At 73.7% G+C, this 19,468-nt stretch carries 19 protein-coding genes; 6 read left to right on the forward strand and 13 right to left on the reverse strand.

Features of this window, described 5'->3' with window-relative positions; genetic code table 11:
* Positions 1–13 precede the first annotated feature (13 nt).
* Positions 14–841 (reverse strand): DUF2306 domain-containing protein, encoded by an 828-nt coding sequence (locus ACQ393_RS02135; protein ID WP_430645168.1) that lies wholly within the window; start codon positions 839–841, stop codon positions 14–16.
* A 157-nt stretch (positions 842–998) separates the two neighbouring features.
* Between ACQ393_RS02135 and ACQ393_RS02140 the strand changes: the two genes are divergently transcribed.
* Positions 999–1,169, forward strand: coding sequence for a hypothetical protein (locus ACQ393_RS02140; RefSeq protein WP_430645169.1), 171 nt, complete (start codon positions 999–1,001; stop codon positions 1,167–1,169).
* A gap of 27 nt (positions 1,170–1,196) precedes the next feature.
* Here ACQ393_RS02140 and ACQ393_RS02145 read toward each other — a convergent pair whose 3' ends face one another.
* The 8 genes from ACQ393_RS02145 to ACQ393_RS02180 all read right to left on the reverse strand — a co-directional run bounded on the left by ACQ393_RS02145 (position 1,197) and on the right by ACQ393_RS02180 (position 7,368).
* A complete protein-coding gene (locus ACQ393_RS02145; protein ID WP_430645170.1) occupies positions 1,197–2,150 on the reverse strand; it encodes an NAD(P)/FAD-dependent oxidoreductase in 954 nt (317 codons plus the stop codon).
* A gap of 3 nt (positions 2,151–2,153) precedes the next feature.
* Positions 2,154–2,960 (reverse strand): VOC family protein, encoded by an 807-nt coding sequence (locus tag ACQ393_RS02150; protein WP_430645171.1) that lies wholly within the window; start codon positions 2,958–2,960, stop codon positions 2,154–2,156.
* 105 nt (positions 2,961–3,065) lie between these two features.
* Positions 3,066–3,992 carry a 3-methyladenine DNA glycosylase gene (locus tag ACQ393_RS02155; RefSeq protein WP_430645172.1) on the reverse strand — a complete coding sequence of 309 codons (927 nt, stop codon included), beginning with the start codon at positions 3,990–3,992 and terminating at the stop codon, positions 3,066–3,068.
* 49 nt (positions 3,993–4,041) lie between these two features.
* Complete coding sequence (locus tag ACQ393_RS02160) at positions 4,042–4,188, reverse strand: hypothetical protein (protein WP_430645173.1); 147 nt, start codon at positions 4,186–4,188, stop codon at positions 4,042–4,044.
* A gap of 27 nt (positions 4,189–4,215) precedes the next feature.
* Positions 4,216–5,238 carry a 1-aminocyclopropane-1-carboxylate deaminase gene (locus ACQ393_RS02165; protein WP_430645174.1) on the reverse strand — a complete coding sequence of 341 codons (1,023 nt, stop codon included), beginning with the start codon at positions 5,236–5,238 and terminating at the stop codon, positions 4,216–4,218.
* Between the two features lie 9 nt (positions 5,239–5,247).
* Positions 5,248–5,994, reverse strand: a complete 747-nt coding sequence (locus ACQ393_RS02170) for a GntR family transcriptional regulator (RefSeq protein ID WP_430645175.1) — start codon at positions 5,992–5,994, stop codon at positions 5,248–5,250.
* A 51-nt stretch (positions 5,995–6,045) separates the two neighbouring features.
* Positions 6,046–6,771, reverse strand: a complete 726-nt coding sequence (locus ACQ393_RS02175; RefSeq protein ID WP_430645176.1) for a hemerythrin domain-containing protein — start codon at positions 6,769–6,771, stop codon at positions 6,046–6,048.
* Positions 6,772–6,882: 111 nt separating this feature from the next.
* Entirely contained in the window at positions 6,883–7,368 is a 486-nt protein-coding gene (locus ACQ393_RS02180) for a DUF3806 domain-containing protein (protein WP_430645177.1), read from the reverse strand.
* A 119-nt stretch (positions 7,369–7,487) separates the two neighbouring features.
* Between ACQ393_RS02180 and ACQ393_RS02185 the strand changes: the two genes are divergently transcribed.
* From ACQ393_RS02185 to ACQ393_RS02205, 5 genes are all read left to right on the forward strand, one after another.
* Positions 7,488–7,928 (forward strand): VOC family protein, encoded by a 441-nt coding sequence (locus ACQ393_RS02185; protein WP_430645178.1) that lies wholly within the window; start codon positions 7,488–7,490, stop codon positions 7,926–7,928.
* A gap of 225 nt (positions 7,929–8,153) precedes the next feature.
* Positions 8,154–11,708: a metallophosphoesterase gene (locus tag ACQ393_RS02190; protein ID WP_430645179.1), complete on the forward strand. Its 3,555-nt coding sequence runs from the start codon at positions 8,154–8,156 to the stop codon at positions 11,706–11,708.
* Positions 11,705–12,892, forward strand: coding sequence for a HupE/UreJ family protein (locus tag ACQ393_RS02195; protein ID WP_430645180.1), 1,188 nt, complete (start codon positions 11,705–11,707; stop codon positions 12,890–12,892). Before ACQ393_RS02190 ends, ACQ393_RS02195 begins: the two co-directional genes overlap by 4 nt.
* A 99-nt stretch (positions 12,893–12,991) precedes the next feature.
* Complete coding sequence (locus ACQ393_RS02200) at positions 12,992–14,536, forward strand: ATP-dependent DNA ligase (protein ID WP_430645181.1); 1,545 nt, start codon at positions 12,992–12,994, stop codon at positions 14,534–14,536.
* Positions 14,533–15,000: a VOC family protein gene (locus ACQ393_RS02205; RefSeq protein ID WP_430645182.1), complete on the forward strand. Its 468-nt coding sequence runs from the start codon at positions 14,533–14,535 to the stop codon at positions 14,998–15,000. The genes ACQ393_RS02200 and ACQ393_RS02205 overlap by 4 nt, the downstream gene beginning before the upstream one ends.
* A 15-nt stretch (positions 15,001–15,015) precedes the next feature.
* Here ACQ393_RS02205 and ACQ393_RS02210 read toward each other — a convergent pair whose 3' ends face one another.
* From ACQ393_RS02210 to ACQ393_RS02225, 4 genes are all read right to left on the reverse strand, one after another.
* Positions 15,016–15,633, reverse strand: a complete 618-nt coding sequence (locus ACQ393_RS02210) for a dihydrofolate reductase family protein (RefSeq protein WP_430645183.1) — start codon at positions 15,631–15,633, stop codon at positions 15,016–15,018.
* 232 nt (positions 15,634–15,865) lie between these two features.
* The gene (locus ACQ393_RS02215; RefSeq protein WP_430645184.1) at positions 15,866–18,142 is read right to left on the reverse strand and encodes a LuxR C-terminal-related transcriptional regulator; all 2,277 of its coding nucleotides are present in this window, start codon (positions 18,140–18,142) and stop codon (positions 15,866–15,868) included.
* Positions 18,143–18,225: 83 nt separating this feature from the next.
* Entirely contained in the window at positions 18,226–18,477 is a 252-nt protein-coding gene (locus ACQ393_RS02220; protein WP_430645185.1) for a hypothetical protein, read from the reverse strand.
* A gap of 91 nt (positions 18,478–18,568) precedes the next feature.
* Positions 18,569–19,432, reverse strand: a complete 864-nt coding sequence (locus ACQ393_RS02225; protein WP_430645186.1) for a class I SAM-dependent methyltransferase — start codon at positions 19,430–19,432, stop codon at positions 18,569–18,571.
* Positions 19,433–19,468 lie beyond the last annotated feature (36 nt).

Consider the following 19,468-nt stretch of genomic DNA (forward strand, 5'->3'; position numbering starts at 1 on the left):
CCCGACCGCGACCTCAGCCGGCCGCGAGCCGGTAGGACGGCAGCCCGCGCCGGCGGATCAGCCACTCCGCGACGAGAAGGTTCGGCAGCCAGCAGAGGAACGGCACCGCGGCGTACGCGTTCGCGAACGCGGCATCCGCATCGAACCCGCCGCCCGCCGCGAGCGAGAACGGCACCTGCGCGAACATCAGCAGCGGCAGCCACAGGCGCAGCGTCACGGCGGCGTAGGTGAGCGCGAACGTGCGGATCATCCAGGCCCGGTGCGAGGGCACGTCGCGACGACGGATGGCGCGGTAGCCGCGCCACGCGGACACCAGCCACAGCGCGGCGAGCGCGCCGAAGCCGAACGTGCCGACCAGCCCGGCCGCGCTGAACGGCGCGAGGGCCAGCCCGGCGAGGCCGCCGACGGCGATCGCGACGAGCGAGACGCGGCCGATCCAGCGGTGCACGCGCGGAGCGCGATCGCGCAGGCCGCGCCAGAACTGGAACGGGCCCGTGACGAGGGCGAGGCCGCCCGCGACGATGTGGACGTAGAACGCCGTGAGCACGGGCGGCGGCTGCGCCGCGTAGTGGTCGGCGAGTCCGCTCGCGCCCGACTCGGCGAGGACCGGCAGCGACGCGGTGAGGTACGGCACGACCGCGAAGGCGGCGATCCCGAGCGAGGAGAGCAGGGTCCAGGTCCACCCGATGCGGGCGGCGACGCGGGCGCGGGCGCGGCGGGGCGGGAGGCGGGTCGTCGCGGGCGGCGCAGCGGCGGGCGACGCGGCGTCGGCGGGTGGCATCGCGGCGGCGGCCGCAACCGCATCGGAGCGCCCCGCCGGGTGGGTCTCGGTGGTGGTCATGCGGCGACGGTATCGACGCCCCTCGGCGGCCGGCATCGGGCGAACCCCCGGAACCGACGGGGGCTGCCCGCCGGCGCCGGCGGGTGGCATCATGGCTCGCGTGCGGGCTCGCGTCCGCGGCCGTCGGCCGCAGGGTCCGTGCCGGAACGGGGGAGCGATGGACGACCTGACCGGGAGCGCGACCGAACGCCTCTCCCAGCTGCGGGCGGTCGGCGAAGAGCATGCCGATGCTGCCTGGCTCGAGCGTCAGCTGCGCTCGGCACTCGAGGGCTGGCAGGCCACGGAGGACGACCTCGCGACGCTGCGCGAGGCGCACGAGGACTTCTAGGGCTCCGGCAACCGGCGCCGGCCGGCGTCAGCCGCGCGCGTCGATCGCGTTCCGCACGTCCTCGTCGACGAGGTCGGCGTTGATCGCGGCGCCCGTCAGGCTGCCCGACGACATCGCCCACGGCACCGACGAGCGCGGCCCCGTGACGTTGCCCGCCGCGTAGAGTCCCCGCACGCTCGTGCGGCCGTCGTCGTCGACGAGCACCTGGTCGACGCCGCCCTGCCGCATCGATCGCGCGCGCAGGCGTCGCAGCAGGTCGTCGTGCGGCACGGCCCTCGGCGCGACGAACACGGCGTCCGCCTCCCACTCGCTCCCGTCCTCGAGGCGGATGCCGCGGAGCCGGCCGCCCTCGTCGGCGAACACCTCCCTCACGCTGCGGTCCTCGATGACGATGCCCCGCGCGTCGAGTCCGGCCCGCGTCGCGGGCGGCAGCACGGCGCCCTGCGTGCAGAACACGACATCGGCCGAGAGCTGGCGCATGAGCTGCGCCTGGTGGGCGTTCGCGGCGGCCGAGGCGATCACGGCGATGCGCCGGTCGCGGACCTCCCACCCGTCGCAGTACGGGCAGAGCACGACACCGCGGCCCCACTGCTCCGCGAGGCCCGGGATGTCGGGGAGCTCGTCGCGCAGCCCGGTGGCGACGAGCAGCCGCCGCGCCCGGTGGCGCTCGCCGGAGTCGAGCACGACCTCGAAGACGGGAGCGCCCGGCTCCGCGTCATCCGCCTCGATCTCGGCGACGTCGGCGACCTCGCCCGACTCGACGGCCACGTCGTAGCGGGTGAGCTCGGCGCGCCCCGCGGCGAGCAGGTCGAGCGGCGACGTGTGATCGCGGCCGAGGACCCCGTGCATGTGCTGCGCGGGCGCATTGCGCGGGCGGCCGCCGTCGACGACGAGCACGCTCCGCCGCGACCGGCCGAGCATGAGCGCGGCGGAGAGGCCGGCGCTGCCGCCGCCGACGATCACGACGTCCCAGGTGCCCATGCGCTACCCGGCCGGCTCGTGCTCCGACGGCTCCGCCGGCTCCGCCGGGGCGGATGCCACGACGAAGTAGGCGCCGCCGGGGTCGGTGATCCCGGCGCGCCGGCCCTCGGGCACGTCCCACGGCGGCACGACCAGCGTGCCGCCGGCCGCGACCGCCCGGGCCACTGCCGCCTCGACGTCATCGACCTGGAACCCGACGTGCCACGCCGGCGGCAGGTCGGCGCCGAGCAGCTCGGCCGCGTCGAGGAGGCGGGCGAACGTGCGGCGGCCGTGGCGGTAGGCGGCGTAGCGCGGCTCGCCCTCGCCGTGCTCGATGTCCCAGTGGAACGCGTGCGCGTAGAACCGCTCGGCCGCGTCGAAGTCGCTCGCGGCGAGCTCGAACCGGGTCGCCGAGCCCGGCTCGTCGTAGACGTCGAAGCCGGGAAGGCCGCCGGGCTGCCAGTAACCGACGACGGCGCCCGTCGCGTCGATCGCGAGGCCCATGACCCCCATCTCCGGGATGTCCATCGGCTCGAACAGGACGGTGCCGCCCGCCTCGGCGATGCGCTCGCTCGTCGCGGCCGCGTTCCAGGTGAGCAGGTAGACCGTCCAGTGCGGCGGCGACGGGTCGTCGTCCGAGCGCCTTCCCGCACCAGCGACGCGCCGGCCGTCGAGGAGGAAGGTCGTGTACCCGCCGTACCGTTCGTCGGTGCTGCGGTCGGCGGTCCAGCCGAACACGGTCGTGTAGAACGCGATCGCCCCGTCGAGGTCGGTCGTGGTCAGGTCGACCCAGGCCGGCGCGCCGGCGACGAGGTCATCGGATCCGGGCATGCATGCCTCCTGTCGGGGCGCGGGACGAAAGGCGCCGCCCGGAGAAGTCGGCGCTTCCGGATGCTAACACCGACAGTCCGTCCGGCGACAGGAGCGGGCGCCTGCTCAGGCGCCGGGCAGCGCGTCGAGGATCCGCGCGCGCAACGCGTTCGCCCGGTCGGCGAACCCGCGCTGCCGCCGGACGTACTCGGCCTTGCCGTCGGCGGTCTCGATGCGCACCGGCTCGCCGCCCCAGGGCTCCATGTCGTACGGCGACGCCTGCATGTCGAGGTACCGGATGTCGCGGGCGAGCTCGAACGCATCGAGCAGCAGGTCGCCGGGCACCAGCGGCCCGAGCTTGACCGCCCACTTGTAGACGTCCATGTTGGCGTGCAGGCAACCCGGCTGCTCGACCTCGGGCTGCGTCTCGCGGGTCGGCGCGAAGCGGTTGCGCGGCACGGCGTCCGGCGTGAAGAAGCGGTACGCGTCGATGTGCGTGCAGCGCAGCTCGTGCGACTCGACGACCTCGTCGGTCGCATCCGGCCCGAGGCGCAGCGGCACCGGATGCCGATGCTCGCCCTGCCGGTACACCATCGCCCATTCGTGCAGGCCGAAGCAGCCGAACTGCGCCGGGCGTGCGGAGGTGCGCCGCAGCATCCGCTCGACGAGGCCGAGCATCGGCCCCTTCTCGGCGCGCATCGCGGCAGCGTCGACGACGAGCCCGCGATCGGTGATGCCGGCTGCGTACCAGCGCCAGTCGGCGCGGGGCGAGCCCGCGGCATCCGACAGCTCGACGCCCGCACCCGGATGCCACCGGCGCAGCAGCGCGGGGGAGTACGAGTAGTACGTGAACAGGAAGTCCTCGATCGGATGGCGCTCGCCGCGCGCCGTGCGTTCCCGGTGGCCGGCCGTGAGGGCGTCGGCCCGCTCCGCGTGCGCCCGCTCGCGTGCCCGCCAGTCGGTCGCGTCGAGCACGCAGCGGGCGCGGGCGCTCGCGAGGCGGGCGCTCGCGCGGCCGGCGTCGGCGGCGCGGGTCTGGGCGGTCGAGGTCACCCGTCGAGGATAGGCAACCATGCTGGGCAGCCCGCGACGAGCGCCCGGGTCACGGCGTGATCTCGTCCACGAAGCCGAGCGCCTCGGTGGCGATGGCGCCCCACTCGCCCATGCGCCCCACCGAGACCTCCGGTCGGTCGACCAGCTCGGACGCGACCTCGGCGAGCCGCTCACGCCCACGGGTGCGTGCATCCATGGGCCGACCCCAGCGTCGCCCCGGCGCTCAGTGGTACCGGCCGCTGTACGCGTTGATCGCCGGCTGCCCGCCGAGGTGCGCGTAGAGCACGTTCGAGTCCTTGGGGATCTCGCCCGACGACACGAGGTCGATGAGGCCCGCCATCGTCTTGCCCTCGTAGACGGGGTCCAGGATCACGCCCTCGAGGCTCCCGGTCAGGCGCATCGCCTCGTCCGTCGACTCGACCGGGATGCCGTACAGGTCGCCCGCCCAGCCCTCGAGCACCGTGATCTCGTCGTCGCGCAGCTCGCGGCCGAGGCCGATCGTCGACGCCGTGTTCCGCGCGATGCGCGCGACCTGGTCGCGGGTCTCGTCGATCTTCGCGGAGGCGTCGATGCCGATCACGCGGCGCGGCCGGCCGCCGAAGTTGTGCTCGAGGTCGGCGAAGCCCGCGATCATGCCCGCGTGGGTCGAGCCCGTGACCGAGCACACCACGATGGTGTCGAAGAACACGCCGTGCGCCTCCTCCTGCGCCGCGACCTCGTGCGCCCAGTTCGCGAAGCCGAGGCCGCCGAGCGGGTGGTCGGAGGCGCCGGCGGGGATCGCGTACGGCGTGCCGCCCGCGGCCTCGACATCCGCGATCGCCTGCTTCCACGAGTCGCGGAAGCCGATGCTGAAGCCCGCGGGGGAGAGGCGCACGTCGGCGCCCATGAGCCGTGAGAGCAGGATGTTGCCGACGCGGTCGTTCACCGAGTCGGGCCAGTCGACCCAGTGCTCCTGCACGAGCACGGCCTTCATGCCGAGGTGCGCGGCGACCGCGGCGACCTGGCGGGTGTGGTTCGACTGCACGCCGCCGATCGAGACGAGCGTGTCGGCGCCCTTCGCGAGCGCGTCGGGCACGAGGTACTCGAGCTTGCGGGTCTTGTTGCCGCCGAACGCCAGGCCGGAGTTCACGTCCTCCCGCTTCATCCAGACGCGCGCACCGCCGAGGTGGGCGCTGAGGCGGTCGACGGGGTGGATCGGGCTCGGCCCGAAGGTCAGCTGATGACGGGGGAAGTCGGCGAGGGCCATGGTGCTCCTTCAGGGGGTGGGGGTGACGGATGCCGCGGGGCCGCCCGCGTCGCCACCGGCGACGGTCTCGCCGTCGACGAGGGTCTCGTCGTCGGTCTCGTCGTCGAGGTGGAGCAACCGGCCGAGCGTCGACCAGTTGTCGTGCGTGGCGGCGGCGGCCTCGTCGGTGAGGCCGGCCGTGCAGAGTTCGATGATGCGGTCGTGATCGGCGACCGACCCGCGACCGGCGAGCGAGCCGAAGCGGGCGCGCTCGAGGCGGCGGAGCAGCGGCGTGACCTGCTCGAGCAGTCCGGGCAGCAGCGGGTTCGCGCTCGCCCGCACCGCGACCTCGTGGAACGCGTCGTCGGCCGCGATGGCCGCGTCGACGTCGTCGTCGCGCAGCGCCGTGGCGAACGCGGCGTTGGCGTTGCTCATGGCCTCGAGGTCGTCCGCCGTCAGCTGCGGGACCGCATCGCGCACCGCGAGCGCGTGGAGGGTCGCCGCGATGCGCTGGGCTGCGAGCGCGGTTCGCGTATCGAGGGGGGCGACGACGGTCTGCTTGGCGCGGCGGGTGTGCACGAGCCCCGCGGCCTCGAGCCTGGCGATCGCCTCGCGGATGGGCGTGCGGCTTACGCCCAGCCACGCCTCGAGCTCGGGGTCGCGCAGGCGCTCGCCGGGCCCGAGCTCGCCCGAGACGATCGCGTCGCGCAGGTGCGTGTACGCGTGGTCGCGCATCGACTTCGGGCGCTCGGCTGGGAGGCGGGCGGGCGGTGGCATGCAATATATTGCATCGGATGCCGCGGCATCCGTCAAGTCGCGCGTCTCCCGTCAGATCGTCTGCGGGATCGCGCGGCCGGGGAAGAGCGTCGCGTACTGCTTGCGATACAGTCGCTTGCCGACGAGCCGGTAGGCCAGACGGATCGGCAACGGGATGTCCATGATGAACGCACGCTGCTCGTCGGGCGGGTTCGTCGCGAGGATCATGCCGAGGTACGCGAGGACCACCTTCTTCTCGAAGGCGTCGACGCCGTGGCTCGAGAGCCGGTCGAACTCCTCCTCGGTGAGCACCTTCTCGACCGCCGGCGTGACCTCGGTCACCTCGCGGCGCAGGTGCACCTTCAACAGGGCGGAGAGCCCCTCGTACCCCGTCGCGAGTCGCTCGCCGAGTTCGGCGTCGGCCGTGTCCCGCCAGTGCTCGCGGATCGGGGCGAGCTCGTCGAGGACCTGCTTGACCTGCTCGTGCTGCGCGAGCATCTGCGCGATGTGCATCGCGCAGGCGGGGGCGCGTTCGCCGAGCTGCGGGTACATGTAGAGGTCCTCGCCCTCGTGGTGCACGTGCAGGAGTTTGTCGAAGTTGCCGAGCACCTCGCCGACGTAGCGCGAGCGCTCGGTGTCACCGTCAGCCGCCGAGCGCACGAGGCCCGGTGCCTCGTCGTACGCCCACAGGAAGACCCGGTGGATGCGGCGCATCGCGGGCGTCGCCTGGCAGAGGACCGGCCCGTCGGGAACGGGCGCGGCCGTCTCCCCGGCCTGCATGGTGAAGAAGTCGGACATCGGAGCATCCCCCAGATGATCGCGCGGCGTCGATGCGCGCTGCGCCCTCGAGCGCGACCATAGCCCTCGCCCGAGGTGCCGACAAGAGCGTCGGGCAGCCCCGTCCGGGGGTCAGCGCCGCCGGCCGCCGCCGTCGCCGTGCGCCAGCCGTCGCACGTGCGTGAGCCGCTCGGCGGTCTCGACGAGGAACGCACCCGACGCCTCCTCCGCGCGCCAGCGCTCGTCGACGATCCCGATCGGGTGGAGCAGCACCTGGCCGCGCGGCTGGTACAGCGTGAGGTCGAGGCCGCCCTCGTGCTCGGCGAGTCGCCATGACAGGCCCGTGCGCCGCGCGACGTACTCGCCGAACGCCGTGCCGAGCGCGTTCACCTGGATGACCGGGTCGTCGCGCTCGGGCGGGTTGATGCGACGCCATCCGGCCGACCAGCGCTCGTAGAGCGCGCGCAGCTGCTCGAGGTCATCGGGGTCGGCGCCCGCGTCCGAGACGAGCGCGACGTGCGCGTCGATCCAGTCGCGCTCGGGGTCGCCGATCTCGACGAGCCGCGGCACGGGCGGCGCATCGTCGACGGGCGCCGTCCGGCGCGAGAAGAGGGCCACTGGACGATTCTCCCCCGAACCGGCGACGACGACGTGCGGGGGTGACGGATGTCATCCCGTCGGCGTAGCGTGTGCGACGTCCGCAGGGTCGCGGACGCCCTGCGAACCGAGGGGGGACCATGGCCAACCTGGTCGTGCACTTCGAGATCCACGCGACCGAGCCGCAGCGGCTCGTCGACTTCTACGGCGAGCTGTTCGGCTGGCGCTTCACGCAGTTCGGCGACATGCCGTACTGGACGATCGACACGGGGGAGGGCGCCATCGGGAACGTGTCGGGACAGCCCGGAATGGGCATCAACGGCGGCCTCACACAGCGCGACGGGCCGGCGCCGGAGATCGGCGCGCCGGTCAACGGCTGCAACCTGGTCATCGGCGTCGACGGCAGCGTCGACGACACGATCCGTCGTGCCGTCGAGCTCGGCGCGACCGTGATGCTGCCCGCGGAGGACATGCAGGGCGTCGGCCGGGTCGGCTACCTCGTCGACCCCGACGGCAACGGGTTCGGGCTCATCTCCCCGGTGCTCGCCGATGGGACGACGGCCATGACACCCGCGGGCTGACGCCCCGCTGAATCGCTGCGAGCGCGACCCGGACCGACGGCCGGGAAGCGTTCGCCGCGTCGTCCCCGGCCCGTCCCCGATTCGTCGCCCGCTGCACGTCGCCCGTTCACCCGGGCTGGCCACCGTGGCATCCGGAACGCCCCGCGCCCTCATGCGCGGGGCCCGGATCGACACCACGGAGGGTGCCAGGGAATGCGTACGACGCGCGGCCGCGGAAGCGGCGAGATGACAGGGGCGGTCGCGATCGCGATCGCCGGAATCGTGGGCGCGGGGCTGGCGATCGCGCCGGCGATCCCGGCCGCGGCCGTGCCGATGGGCGGCGCGTCGACGGCGAAGCCGACTCCGGCCGAGGTCGCCGCGCCACTGCTCGCACCTGAGGACGGCGCGCGCGTCGAGGGGGCCGTCACCGTCGCGGCCGTGCCGGTGGCGGCGGGGGACAGCGTCGCGAGCCTCACGCTCGACGGCGGGGAGCTCGCGGCCACCGCGACCGTGGGCGTCTCGACGCTGAGCTTCGAGGTCGGCTCGAACTCGATCGAGGCGCGCTACGGCAACCACGTGCTCGTCAACGGCGACTTCCGCATCGACCTCCCCGACGCGGTGAACGAGCGCGTCGAGCTCGAGATCCCGAACGAGGAGCTCGTGCAGGGCGAGAACTCGATCGAGTTCGTCACGGGCACCATCCAGACCGGCTGCGGCGTGAACCACGACGACTTCGTCGTCTCGAACGTCGGCCTGGAGCTGCTCGGCGAGGTCGCCGACGGCGAGGAGAACGAGTACACGTTCAACTTCGGCGACGGCGACTGCGGCTCGAACACCTCGAAGCTGCTCGACGCCGAGCTCTCCTTCTTCGTCCTCGGCGACCCGCAGGGCACGACGGGCCTCGCCGCCGAGCTCGACACCACGGCGCTCGAGAACGGCACCCACACGATCGTCGCGACCACCGAGGCCGGCGCCAGCGCCACCAGCGAGGTGTCGGTGAACAACGCCCCGGCCGGCGCCCCCTATGTCACGCCCGCCGACGGCACCATCGCGACGGGCGTGCAGGAGGTCTTCGCCACGCAGCCCGCCGAGGCCGACGGCGGTGTCGCCGACCTCACGCTCGACGGCGAGGGCATCGGCGCGACGCCGGTGCTCGGCTCGGGCGACGCGGTGCTCAGCTTCGACGTGGCCTCGAACTCGATCGAGGCCCGCTACCACAGCTACATCGTCGTGAACGGCCTGACGTATGACATCGGCGGCGACTACGTCAGCGAGCGCGTGCACGTCGTGTTCCCGAACGAGTGGCTGCGCCCGGGCTCGAACACCGTCCAGCTCGTGACCGGCACCTACACGACCTCGTGCGGCGCGAACCGCGACGACTACACGATCTCGTCGGTGGCGCTCGCCCCGGCCGCGGGCAGCGCGGCCGGCGTCGGCCTCGCCGCCACGTATCGGATGGGCGACGGCAGCTGCGGCAGCAACACCACCCTGCTGCGCGACGCCACCTTCACCTTCGAGGTCGACGCGGCCGCGAAGGGCCTGCGCTCCGACCTCGACACCGCGACGGTCGCCGACGGCGAGCACACCCTCGCCGCGACCGCGACGACCGGCGAGGTCGCGACGCGCCTGCTCGTGACCGACAACACCGGGCCCGCGATCGCCTCGAGCGTGCCGGCCGTCGGGTCGACCATCACGCAGGCCGTCGCCCTCGACGTGCAGCTCGAGGATGCCTCCGGCATCGCGGGCGACCCCGAGGTCACCCTCGACGGCGAGCCGATCGGCCTCGCCGACCCGGTCGGCCCGGGCCTCGTCGCGGGCGAGCACACTCTCGTCGTCACCGCGCGCGACGGCATGGGCAACGAGGCGACGCACGAGGTCGCGTTCACCTCGGCAGGCATCCCCGACGTCCCCGCCGACCTGGCGCCCGCGTCCGGCACGGCCGACGTCACCGGCCCGGTCACGCTCTCCGCGACCGTCGGCGAGCCGGGCGACGGCGACGTCACGGCCACGTTCTCGGAGGCCGACATCCTCACTCCGAACCAGGTCTGGCAGGGCACCTCGTCGGGCATCCCGACGACCCTGGAGGTCGAGGGCGAGCAGAAGGCGGATGCCTCGGCCCTCGAGCCCGGCGACGGCGAGACGCTCGACGGCGACGCCTCCCGCAACGTGGCGTTCCAGCGCTTCGACGTCATGGTGAAGGGCCAGGTGCAGGACCCGGTCATCCGCTGGACCGGCACGGTCGACCCCGACCGCGTCGCGACCCTCCGCGCCTGGAACCTCGACGCGCACGCGTGGGACGCGCTCGCCGGATCGCGCGGCGCCGTGGAGGGCGACACCGTGCTCACCGCGACGGTCGACGAGCGCTACCTCGACGGGCAGCAGGTGCACGTCATGGTGACCGGCGAGGACCCCTTCGCCGACGACCTCGAGGCCGGCGACCCGAACGTGTTCACCGACCCCGACGCCGTCGACTTCTCGATCGCGCACTTCACCGACACGCAGTACCTCTCCGAGGGCGCGGTCGAGCAGGAGACGGCCGAAGAGCGCGCGATCTGGGAGTCCGCGTACTCGGGCATCGTCGACTGGATCGCCGGCAACGCCGACCAGCGCAAGATCTCGTACGTCGCGCACACGGGCGACCTCATCGAGAACAACATCCGCGCCCCGCAGACCGACGAGATGCGCGAGCAGATCGTCGGCGAGTGGGAGGTGTCCTCGCGCCAGCACGACGTGCTCGACGCAGCGGGCATCCCGAGCGGCGTCGTCGCGGGCAACCACGACAACCAGTCCGGCACCGAGAACGGCCCCGACGCGATCTTCAACGACTACTTCGGGCCGCAGAACTCCGCGGACGCGGCCGCGTCGTGGACGCAGGCCTCGTACGGCGGGCCGTGGCGCGAGGGCGACAACCAGAACCACTACGACCTGTTCTCGGCCGGCGGCCTGGACTTCGTCGTGGTCGGCCTCTCGTACGGCGTGACGCGCGAGGAGGCCGAGTGGGCGAACGACGTGTTCGAGCAGTTCGGCGACCGCAACGGCATCCTGCTCACGCACGACTACCTCGCGCCGAGCACCGAGCCCGACGGACGCGACGCGCCGTTCTCGGCTCCCGACGGCTCGATGCTCTACAACACGGTCGTCGAGGACAACCCGAACGTGTTCCTGATCCTCGCCGGCCACGAGCACGGCGTGGGCACGAACGTGAAGCCCGAGGTCGGCGAGATCGACCACGGCGTCGTCGAGCTGCTCGCGGACTACCAGTTCTACACGGTGTCGGCCGACCGGCTCGGCCTCACCGAGATCGGCGGCTACCAGCCCGACGACCAGCTCCGCTTCGGCGCGAGCTTCCTCCGCCTGCTCTCGTTCGACGTCGACCGCAGCGTCATGCACGTCGACACGTACTCGCCGCTGCTCGACGAGTTCGGCGCGACCGAGTACGACGACCGCCACCGCTACGACGGCTCCGAGGACGAGACGGTGCTGCCGGTCGACCTGACGAGCCGCGTCACGACGCTCCGCACCGACTCCCTCGCGGTGTTCGTGCCGTCGGCGGTCATCGGCGAGACGACCGTCGCCTCCGGCGAGATCGCCTCGGTCGAGTGGACGCGCCTCAAGGCCGACACCGCGTACGCGTGGATCGTCACCGCGACCTCGGCCGGCGGCGGCACGTCGACCTCCGAGCCGAGCGTGTTCGCGACGACGGATGCCTCGGGCCGACCCGGCACCTGGAACGAGAACTCGCCGTGGTTCCCGTTCCTCGGTGAGGCCGCGACCGCGGGCACCGCGGGTTCGATGCGATGACGGATGGCTCCACCCGCCGCCGCGGCCCGGTTCGCCGGGTCGCGGCGGCGGCCGTCCGCGCCGCGGCGGCCCTGATCCTCTTCTCGTTCGCGCTCTGCGGCGCGCTCGGTCCGGCTGCGCCGGCGGCCGCGCACGACGAAACGACCTCGGCGTACGCCGAGGTGGCGCGCGACGGCGGCCGCATCAGGGCCGAGCTCGAACTCGAGTACGACCTGCTGATGAAGTCGGCGTGGGCGTACGCCGATGCCTACGAGGCGACCGACCGCGACGAGCAGGTGCGCCAGCTTGCCGCGTATGCCGACTCGGTCGACGACTACGTCGCGGAGCGGTTCGTCGTGGAGGCCGACGGGGCGCGTTGCGTCGCCGAATCCGTGGGCGCCGGAGGCATCCGGGATCGCGGCGACCGCCCCTTCGCCGTCGTGATGTACGCCTACGACTGCGGCGGCGGCGAGGCCGGCACGCTCGCGGTCTCGAGCGCGCTGTTCCCCGACGGGGAGGGGTTCGTGCACTCCACGCGGACCATGCTCGGGTGGGACCTCGACGGCGCCGCGGGCAGCGCGGTGCTCACGGCGGCCGAACCGACGGTCGAGCTCGCCGACACCGCGCCTCGCATCGGCGAGTTCTTCGTGCTCGGCGCCGAGCACCTGCTGTTCGGGCTCGACCACGTGCTGTTCATCGTGGCGCTGCTGCTCGGCGCGCGGAGCCTGCGCGGGCTCGTGCTCACCGCGACGACGTTCACGGTCGCGCACAGCGTGACGTTCCTCCTGGCGGCGCTCGGCATCGTCGGCGTGCCCGCCGAGATCGTCGAGCCGATCATCGCGCTCTCGATCGCGGTCGCGGCGGTCGCGGCGATCTGGAGGGGCGAGGTGCCCGACCGGTGGCGGATGCCGGTCGTGTTCGCGTTCGGGCTCCTGCACGGGCTCGGCTTCGCGAGCGCGCTCGGCGTCGACGAGGCATGGTCGTGGGGACTCCTCTGGTCGCTCCTCGCGTTCAACGTCGGCATCGAGGCGGCGCAGCTGGCGATCATCGCGGTGGCGTTCCCGCTGCTCGTGCTGCTGCGGCGAACGGCCGCGGGGCGGCCGGCGACCGTCGTCGCCGGGTTCGCCGTGGCGGCCGTCGGCATGTTCTGGTTCGCGGAGCGGGTGATCGCGGGGGTCATGGGCGCGGGCGGGCCCCTGGCCTGAGCGCTGCGGGCGTGCCTGGCCTGATGAGCGGCCCGCGGCGTGCCCGCCGGGCTCGCAGCACCCCGCCGCCGTGTCGGCGGGCGGTGCGAGGATGATGGGGTGCTGCTCGACGAGGTCGTGACGACGGTCGAGCGGGTCGCCTCCACGCGGTCGCGGCTCGCGAAGGTCGACGCGCTCGCGGGCCTGCTCGCCGGGCTCGCGTCCGACGAGATCGTGCCCGCCGTCGGCTTCCTGACCGCCAAGCCCAGGCAGGGTCGCGTCGGCGTCGGCTGGCGCACGTTGCGGGGCGGCCTGGGCGAGCCGGCGGATGCCGCGACGCTCACGATCCTCGACGTCGACGACGCGCTCGAGCGGCTCGCGGGCACGGCCGGCTCGGGCTCGGCCGCCGAGCGTGCGGCGGTGCTCGCCGATCTCGGCTCGCGCGCGACCGACCGCGAGCAGGGCTTCGTCTCCCGGGTCATCCTCGGCGAGCTCCGCACGGGCGCGCTCGAGGGCGTGCTGACCGACGCCATCGCACGCGCCGCCGATCGCCCGGGCGACGTCGTGCGCCGCGCCGCGATGCTCTCGGGCGACCTCGGCGAGACCGCGCGCATCGCGCTCACGGGCGCGTCGGGCGAGCTCGAGGCCGTCGGCCTCCGGGTCGGTCGCCCGGTGCTGCCGATGCTGGCCGGCACCGCGCCGAGCGCCGCTGCCGCGCTCGAGCAGGTGGGCGAGGCATCCGTCGAGTTCAAGCTCGACGGAGCGCGCATCCAGGTGCACCGGTCGGGCGACGACGTGCGTGTGTTCACGCGGAACCTCGCGGACATCACGCACCGCGTGCCCGAGGTGGTCGACGTCGTGCGCGGCCTGCCCGCGCGCGAGCTCATCCTCGACGGCGAGACGCTCGCGCTCGACGAGGCGGGCGCGCCGCGACCGTTCCAGGACACGATGTCGCGCTTCGGCGCCGAGGCCGCGCGCGAGGTGCTGCTGCATCCGTGGTTCTTCGACGTGCTGCACGTCGACGGGCGCGACCTCATCGACGAACCGCTCGCGTCGCGCCTCGTCGAACTCGAGCGCGTCGCGGGGGAGCACCGCATCCCCGGCGAGGTGACCTCCGATGCCGCGGCCGCCGAGCGCGTCGCGCGCAACGCGCTCGCCGCGGGGCACGAGGGCGTCGTCGTGAAGGGTGTGGGCGCGCCCTACGCGGCCGGTCGGCGCGGCGCCAGCTGGATCAAGGTGAAGCCCGTGCTGACCTACGACCTCATCGTGCTCGGCGCCGAGTGGGGCTCGGGCCGGCGCACCGGATGGCTCTCCAACCTGCACCTCGGCGCCCGCGACCCCGACGGGGAGTTCGGCGAGCCCGGCGGGTTCGTGATGGTCGGCAAGACCTTCAAGGGGCTCACCGACGAGCTGCTGCGGTTCCAGACCGAGCGGTTCCCCGAGATCGAGACGCGGCGCACCGCGAGCACGGTGTTCGTGTCGCCGATCACGGTGGTCGAGATCGCGATCGACGGCGTGCAGCGCTCGAGCCGCTACCCGGGCGGCATCGCGCTGCGCTTCGTGCGCGTGAAGGGGTACCGCCCCGACAAGGAGCCGGGCGAGACCGACACGATCCAGACGCTGCGGGCGCTGCTCCGCGGCGGCGACGAAGGGGGAACGGCATGACGGATGGCGTGGGTGCGGGTTCGGGCGGCACGGGGAGGGGCGCCCCGGGGTCGGGCGCCCCGGCCGGCGGCGGGCGGGTCCGTCAGCTCCGGCTCGTCGTCGAGGCCGAGGACTTCGAGGCGGCGCTCGCGTTCTTCCGCGACGTGCTCGGCATGCCCGAGCAGGAGGCCTACAGCGGTGACGGCGGCGCCGAGGTGCGAATCCTCGACGCCGGTCGGGCGACGCTCGAGCTCTCCAACCCCGCCCAGGTGCGGTTCATCGACCGCGTCGAGACCGACGGAGGTCGGAGCGATCGCATCCGCGTCGCGCTCGAGGTGAAGGATGCGGCGGCCGTGACCGACGAGCTCGTCGCGGCGGGCGCCGAGCTCGAGGCATCCGCTCGCGAGACGCCCTGGCGTTCGGTGAACGGACGGGTGCGAGCGCCGGCCGGCCTGCAGCTCACGATCTTCCAGGAGCTCGACTGACGTCGCGGCGTGCGGCTATCGTCCCTCGGGGTCCATGTCGATGCCCGTGACCGGCACGCCCGCGCGCTCGTAGACGAGCGCGACGGCGCCCTTCGGGAACGCGATCGGAGGCTCGGCGAGCGTGAACGCGGCGGGCACCGTGCCCTCGTCGAAGAGCCGCTTGCCGCTGCCGAACGCGATCGGGTAGAGGTACAGGTTCAGCCGGTCGACGAGGTCGGCGGCGAGCAGCGAGCGTGCGAGGTCGCCGCTGCCGATCACGTGGATCTCGTCGAACCGTTCCTTGATGGGCGGAACCTCCGCCGCGACATCCGTCACGACCGTCGTGCCCGACCAGGTCGGGTCGCTCAGCGTGTGCGAGGCGACGAACTTCGGCACCTCCGCGAACTTCGCGCCGACCTGGGTGTCGGTGTGCCGCGGCCAGTAGTCGGCGAAGATGTCGTACGTCTTGCGCCCGAGCATCAACGCGTCGAGCCGGTCGATGCCCGCGCCGATCACCTCGCCCGATCTCTCGTCGATGTACGGCGCCTGCCACCCGCCGAATGCGAAGCCGTGCTCGGGGTCCTCCTCGGGCCCGCCCGGGGCCTGGTAGACCCCGTCGAGCGTGATGAACAGGTCGACGGCGAGGATGCCCATGGTCGTGCTCCCTTCCGCGGGCCACGGTAGCCCTCCGCCATCCGCGCGTCGAGATGTCGAGCCTCCCGAACCGGATGTCGACCACCCGCGTCGGTCCGACCGGAAATCCCAGCGCATGAGAATCCGCGGGACGGGCCCGCCAGCGGGCCCGACCGGCGGATTCTCATGCGCTGATGAAGTCAGGCGAGCGGATGCCGCGGCAGCGGGCCGGTCAACGCTCGCCGGTGCGTCCTCAGGCATCCAGGAGTGCGCGGGCGGATGCCGCGGCATCCGCCCCGGCGATCGCCTCGAGCCGCCCGAGCGCCGTGCGCGCCCGCGTGACGTCGCCAGCCGCCCAGTACGCGTCGACGAGATCCGTGAGCGCGGTCACCCGGTTCGCGTCGTCGCCGGCCGACTCGGCGAGGGCCAGCGCCTCCTCGAGCCTCGGGAGCCGAGCGCCCGGCGTCGGGGCGCGCTCGGCCGTGAGCAGCAGCGTGCGGGTCAGGCAGCGCACGTCGCCGAGCGCGCGGAGCGAGGCCTCGAGCTCGTCGAGCGGCAGCGCGGCATCCGGCACGCCGAGGGTCTGCTGCACGAGCGCGGCGTGCGCCAGTTCGTGGGCATTGCTCGCGCGGCGCGCGTAGGCCGCGCACTCCGCCGCCCAGACCGCGGTGCGCTCGGGCTCGAGCCGCGCCTGCGCGGCGACCGACGCCATCATGTACCGCGCGTTGTTGACGTGCATCGCGTCGCCCGCGATGGCGTAGGCGCGCATCGCGGCGTCGAACTCGGCGACGGCCGCGGCCGGGTCGTCGAGCGAGGCGCCGTGCAGTGCGATGCCGCGGAACTGGTGGATCGAGGCGAGCGACCAGTCGTCGCCCAGCTCGATGGCGAGCCGCTCGGCCTCGGCGAGGTGCTCGAGCGCCGACTCGCCGCGGTCGAGGTAGGCGTCGGAGAGGCCCGCGAGGTGGTGGGCGTCGAGGAGCGAGACGGCGTCGCCGCGCGCCTCCGCGGTCGCGAGCGCGCGCCGGGCGAGGTCGTCGACGAGCGGCAGGTCGAGGTAGGCGATGCCCGCGCCGAGCACGAACAGCTCACCGGGCGCCGCGCCCTCGACGACGTGCGCGTCGCGAGCGGCCATCGCGAGCGAGCGCACGCTGTCGACGTCGGATCCGTACTGCTCGACGCCGACCGAGAGCGAGGCGGCGAGCGACCTGGCCGACGGATGCCGCGCCGCGATCGCCCAGCGGAGCGCCGCGTTCACCTCGGGGCACAACCGGATCGAGAGCTGCATCGCCTCGTCGCTGTCGTCGACGCGGGCGTGCTCGACGAACTGCGCGGCGACCTCCGCGTGGTACTCGGCATGGCGCTCGAGCACCTCCCGGATCACCGCCGGGTCGGTCCGGGCCCGCACGAACTCGCGCATGACGGCGAGGAGGCGGAACCGGCGCGGCGTGCCGCCGGTCGGCACGACCATCGAGTGGTCGAGCAGCCGGAACAGGACGCCCTCGGCGCCCGGATGCGTCACCGCGGTCGCGAGTTCGACGTCGAACGTCCGGGGCAGGGCCGCGAGACGGCAGAGCACGTCGCGCTCGTCGTCCTCGAGGAGGTCCCACGTCCACTCGAACGTCGTCTCGAGCGTGCGGTGGCGTCCGCGCGGCGCGGCGCGGTCGAGCGAGGCGAAGTCGCGATCCAGCCGCTCGGCGAGCTCCTCGAGCCCGAGGTGCCGCGACACGGTGGCGGCGAGCTCGATCGCGAGCGGCAGGCCGTCCAGGCGCGCGCAGATGCGTTCCGCGAGCTCGCGCTCGCCCGCCGTCGGCGGGACGCCGTACGCGTTCAGGCGGTCGAGGAGCATCGCGACGGCCGAGGCATCCGTGCCCTCGACGGGCAGAGGCTCGAGTGCGTACACGTGCTCCGCGTCGTCGCCGAACGGCGTGCGCGTGGTGCCGAGGATGCGCAGCTGCCGCGCCTCGCGGAGCAGCCGGTGCGCGGCGGCCTGCACGGCGTCGCCGACGCGGTCGATGTTGTCGAGCACGAGCAGGTACGGACGCGACGCGAGCGCCGTGGCGACGGAGGAGAGGACGTCGGCGCCGGGCACCGCCTCGAGGTCGAGCGCGCGCGCCATTCGCGGCACCACGTCGTCCGGCTCGGCGTGCTCGAGCTCGATCACGACGGGCGAGCCCTCGCCGTGCCGGCGCGCCGCGAACTCGAGCGCGAGCCGCGTCTTGCCGACGCCGCCCGGACCGGTGATCGACACGCACCGGTGCGCATCGAGCAGCGCGGTGAGCTCGTCGAGTTCGGCCTCGCGGCCGATGAAGCGCGTGTCGGGCAGGCGAACGGATGCCTCGCGGCGCTCGCTCGCTGCGGCGACCAGGTCGGCCCGGCTCTCCGCGCCGAGCTTGCGGCGCAGGCTCGCGATGTGGCTCTCCACCGTGCGCACGGAGATGAACAACTCCGATGCGATCTCGGGGTTGCTCAGTCGCCGCTCGACGGCGGCGAGGATCGCGCTCTCGCGCGGGGTCAGCGTCTGCCCCGCCACGGCGCCGATTCTAGGCCCGGATCGGGCGATCCGCACCGGGGACGGACCGGAAGTCCATCCCCGGTGCGCGGTGCCGGACCGGCTCACGCGGCGCCCGGCCCGATCGCGGGGCGCGTCGGCGAGAGCGGGCGCAGGCGCCGGGGCAGCAGTTGCCGGATGCCGCGGCGGTGGCGCGCGCCATCCGTCACGCCGTCGCCGGCCTCTGCGTCGGCCGCCTCGGCCGCCGCTTCGGCGATGCGCTCGGCGACCTGCCGTCGCAGTTCGAGTTCGCGCTGCAGCCGGTGCTCGCCGGCCCGGTGCAACGTGAACACCTGGTAGTCCTCGCTGAGGTACATGGCGGTGATGCTCCTTCGGAGATGGTTCACGGGGATCGAAGGGGGAACGATGTCGGCTCCGCCGGGGTGAGGGCTCAGCGGGACGCGCGGCTCAACGCTGCGCGGTGACGAGCAGGTACTCCCACTCGATGGGCCGGCCGGAGCCGTCGAGCCCGGCGTCGCGGCCGAGCGCCGCGAGCGCGTCGTCGAGGGCGCGCACCTGCACGGGGTCGTCGGCGATGCGCCCGTAGACGGCGATCGTCGGGCCGTAGTTCGCCTTGAAGTAGTCGCGCAGCTCCTCGCCGGTGCGGAAGCGATCGACGACCAGTGCGCCGCGCTCCATCGAGAGCTCGGCCACCTGCTCGCCGAGCAGCTCGCGCACGTGCTGCTCATCGCCCCACAGCGGCGGCGGCTGCACGCCGGCGGGCGGCGGGGCGTTGAACGGCTTCATGGCGGCGAACATGCGGCCGATGAAGCCCTCGGGCGTCCAGCTCAGCAGGCCGATGCGACCGCCGGGCTTCACGACGCGGACGAGTTCGCCGGCGGCGCGCTCGTGGTGCGGGGCGAACATCACGCCGACGCACGAGAGCACGGCATCGAAGCTCGCGTCGCCGAACGGCAGCGCCTCGGCGTCGGCCTCGCGCCACTCGAGCTCGGCGCCGGCCTCGGTCGCGAGGCGTCGGCCCGCGTCGAACAGCTCCGGCGTGAGGTCGCTCGCGACGACGGTCGCGCCGCGGAGCGCGGCCGGGATCGCGACGTTGCCGCTGCCGGCCGCGACGTCGAGGACGCGCTCGGCCGGGCGAACGTCGGCCGCCGCGACGAGCCGCGCCCCGAGGCTCCAGATGAGGTCGCTCGCGAGCGTCGGGTAGTCGCCCGAGGCCCACATCGCGCGATGCTTGGCCTTCAGTGCGCGGTCGGCGGCCGCCGCGTCGGCGGGCGCCGCCGGGGTCGTGGTCGTGGTGACGGTGTCGGTCATGGGGTTCTCCTTCGGTGCAGGTGATGTCGATGCGAC

The sequence above is a fragment of the Agromyces sp. GXS1127 genome, from assembly GCF_050565425.1.
GTDB lineage: Bacteria > Actinomycetota > Actinomycetes > Actinomycetales > Microbacteriaceae > Agromyces.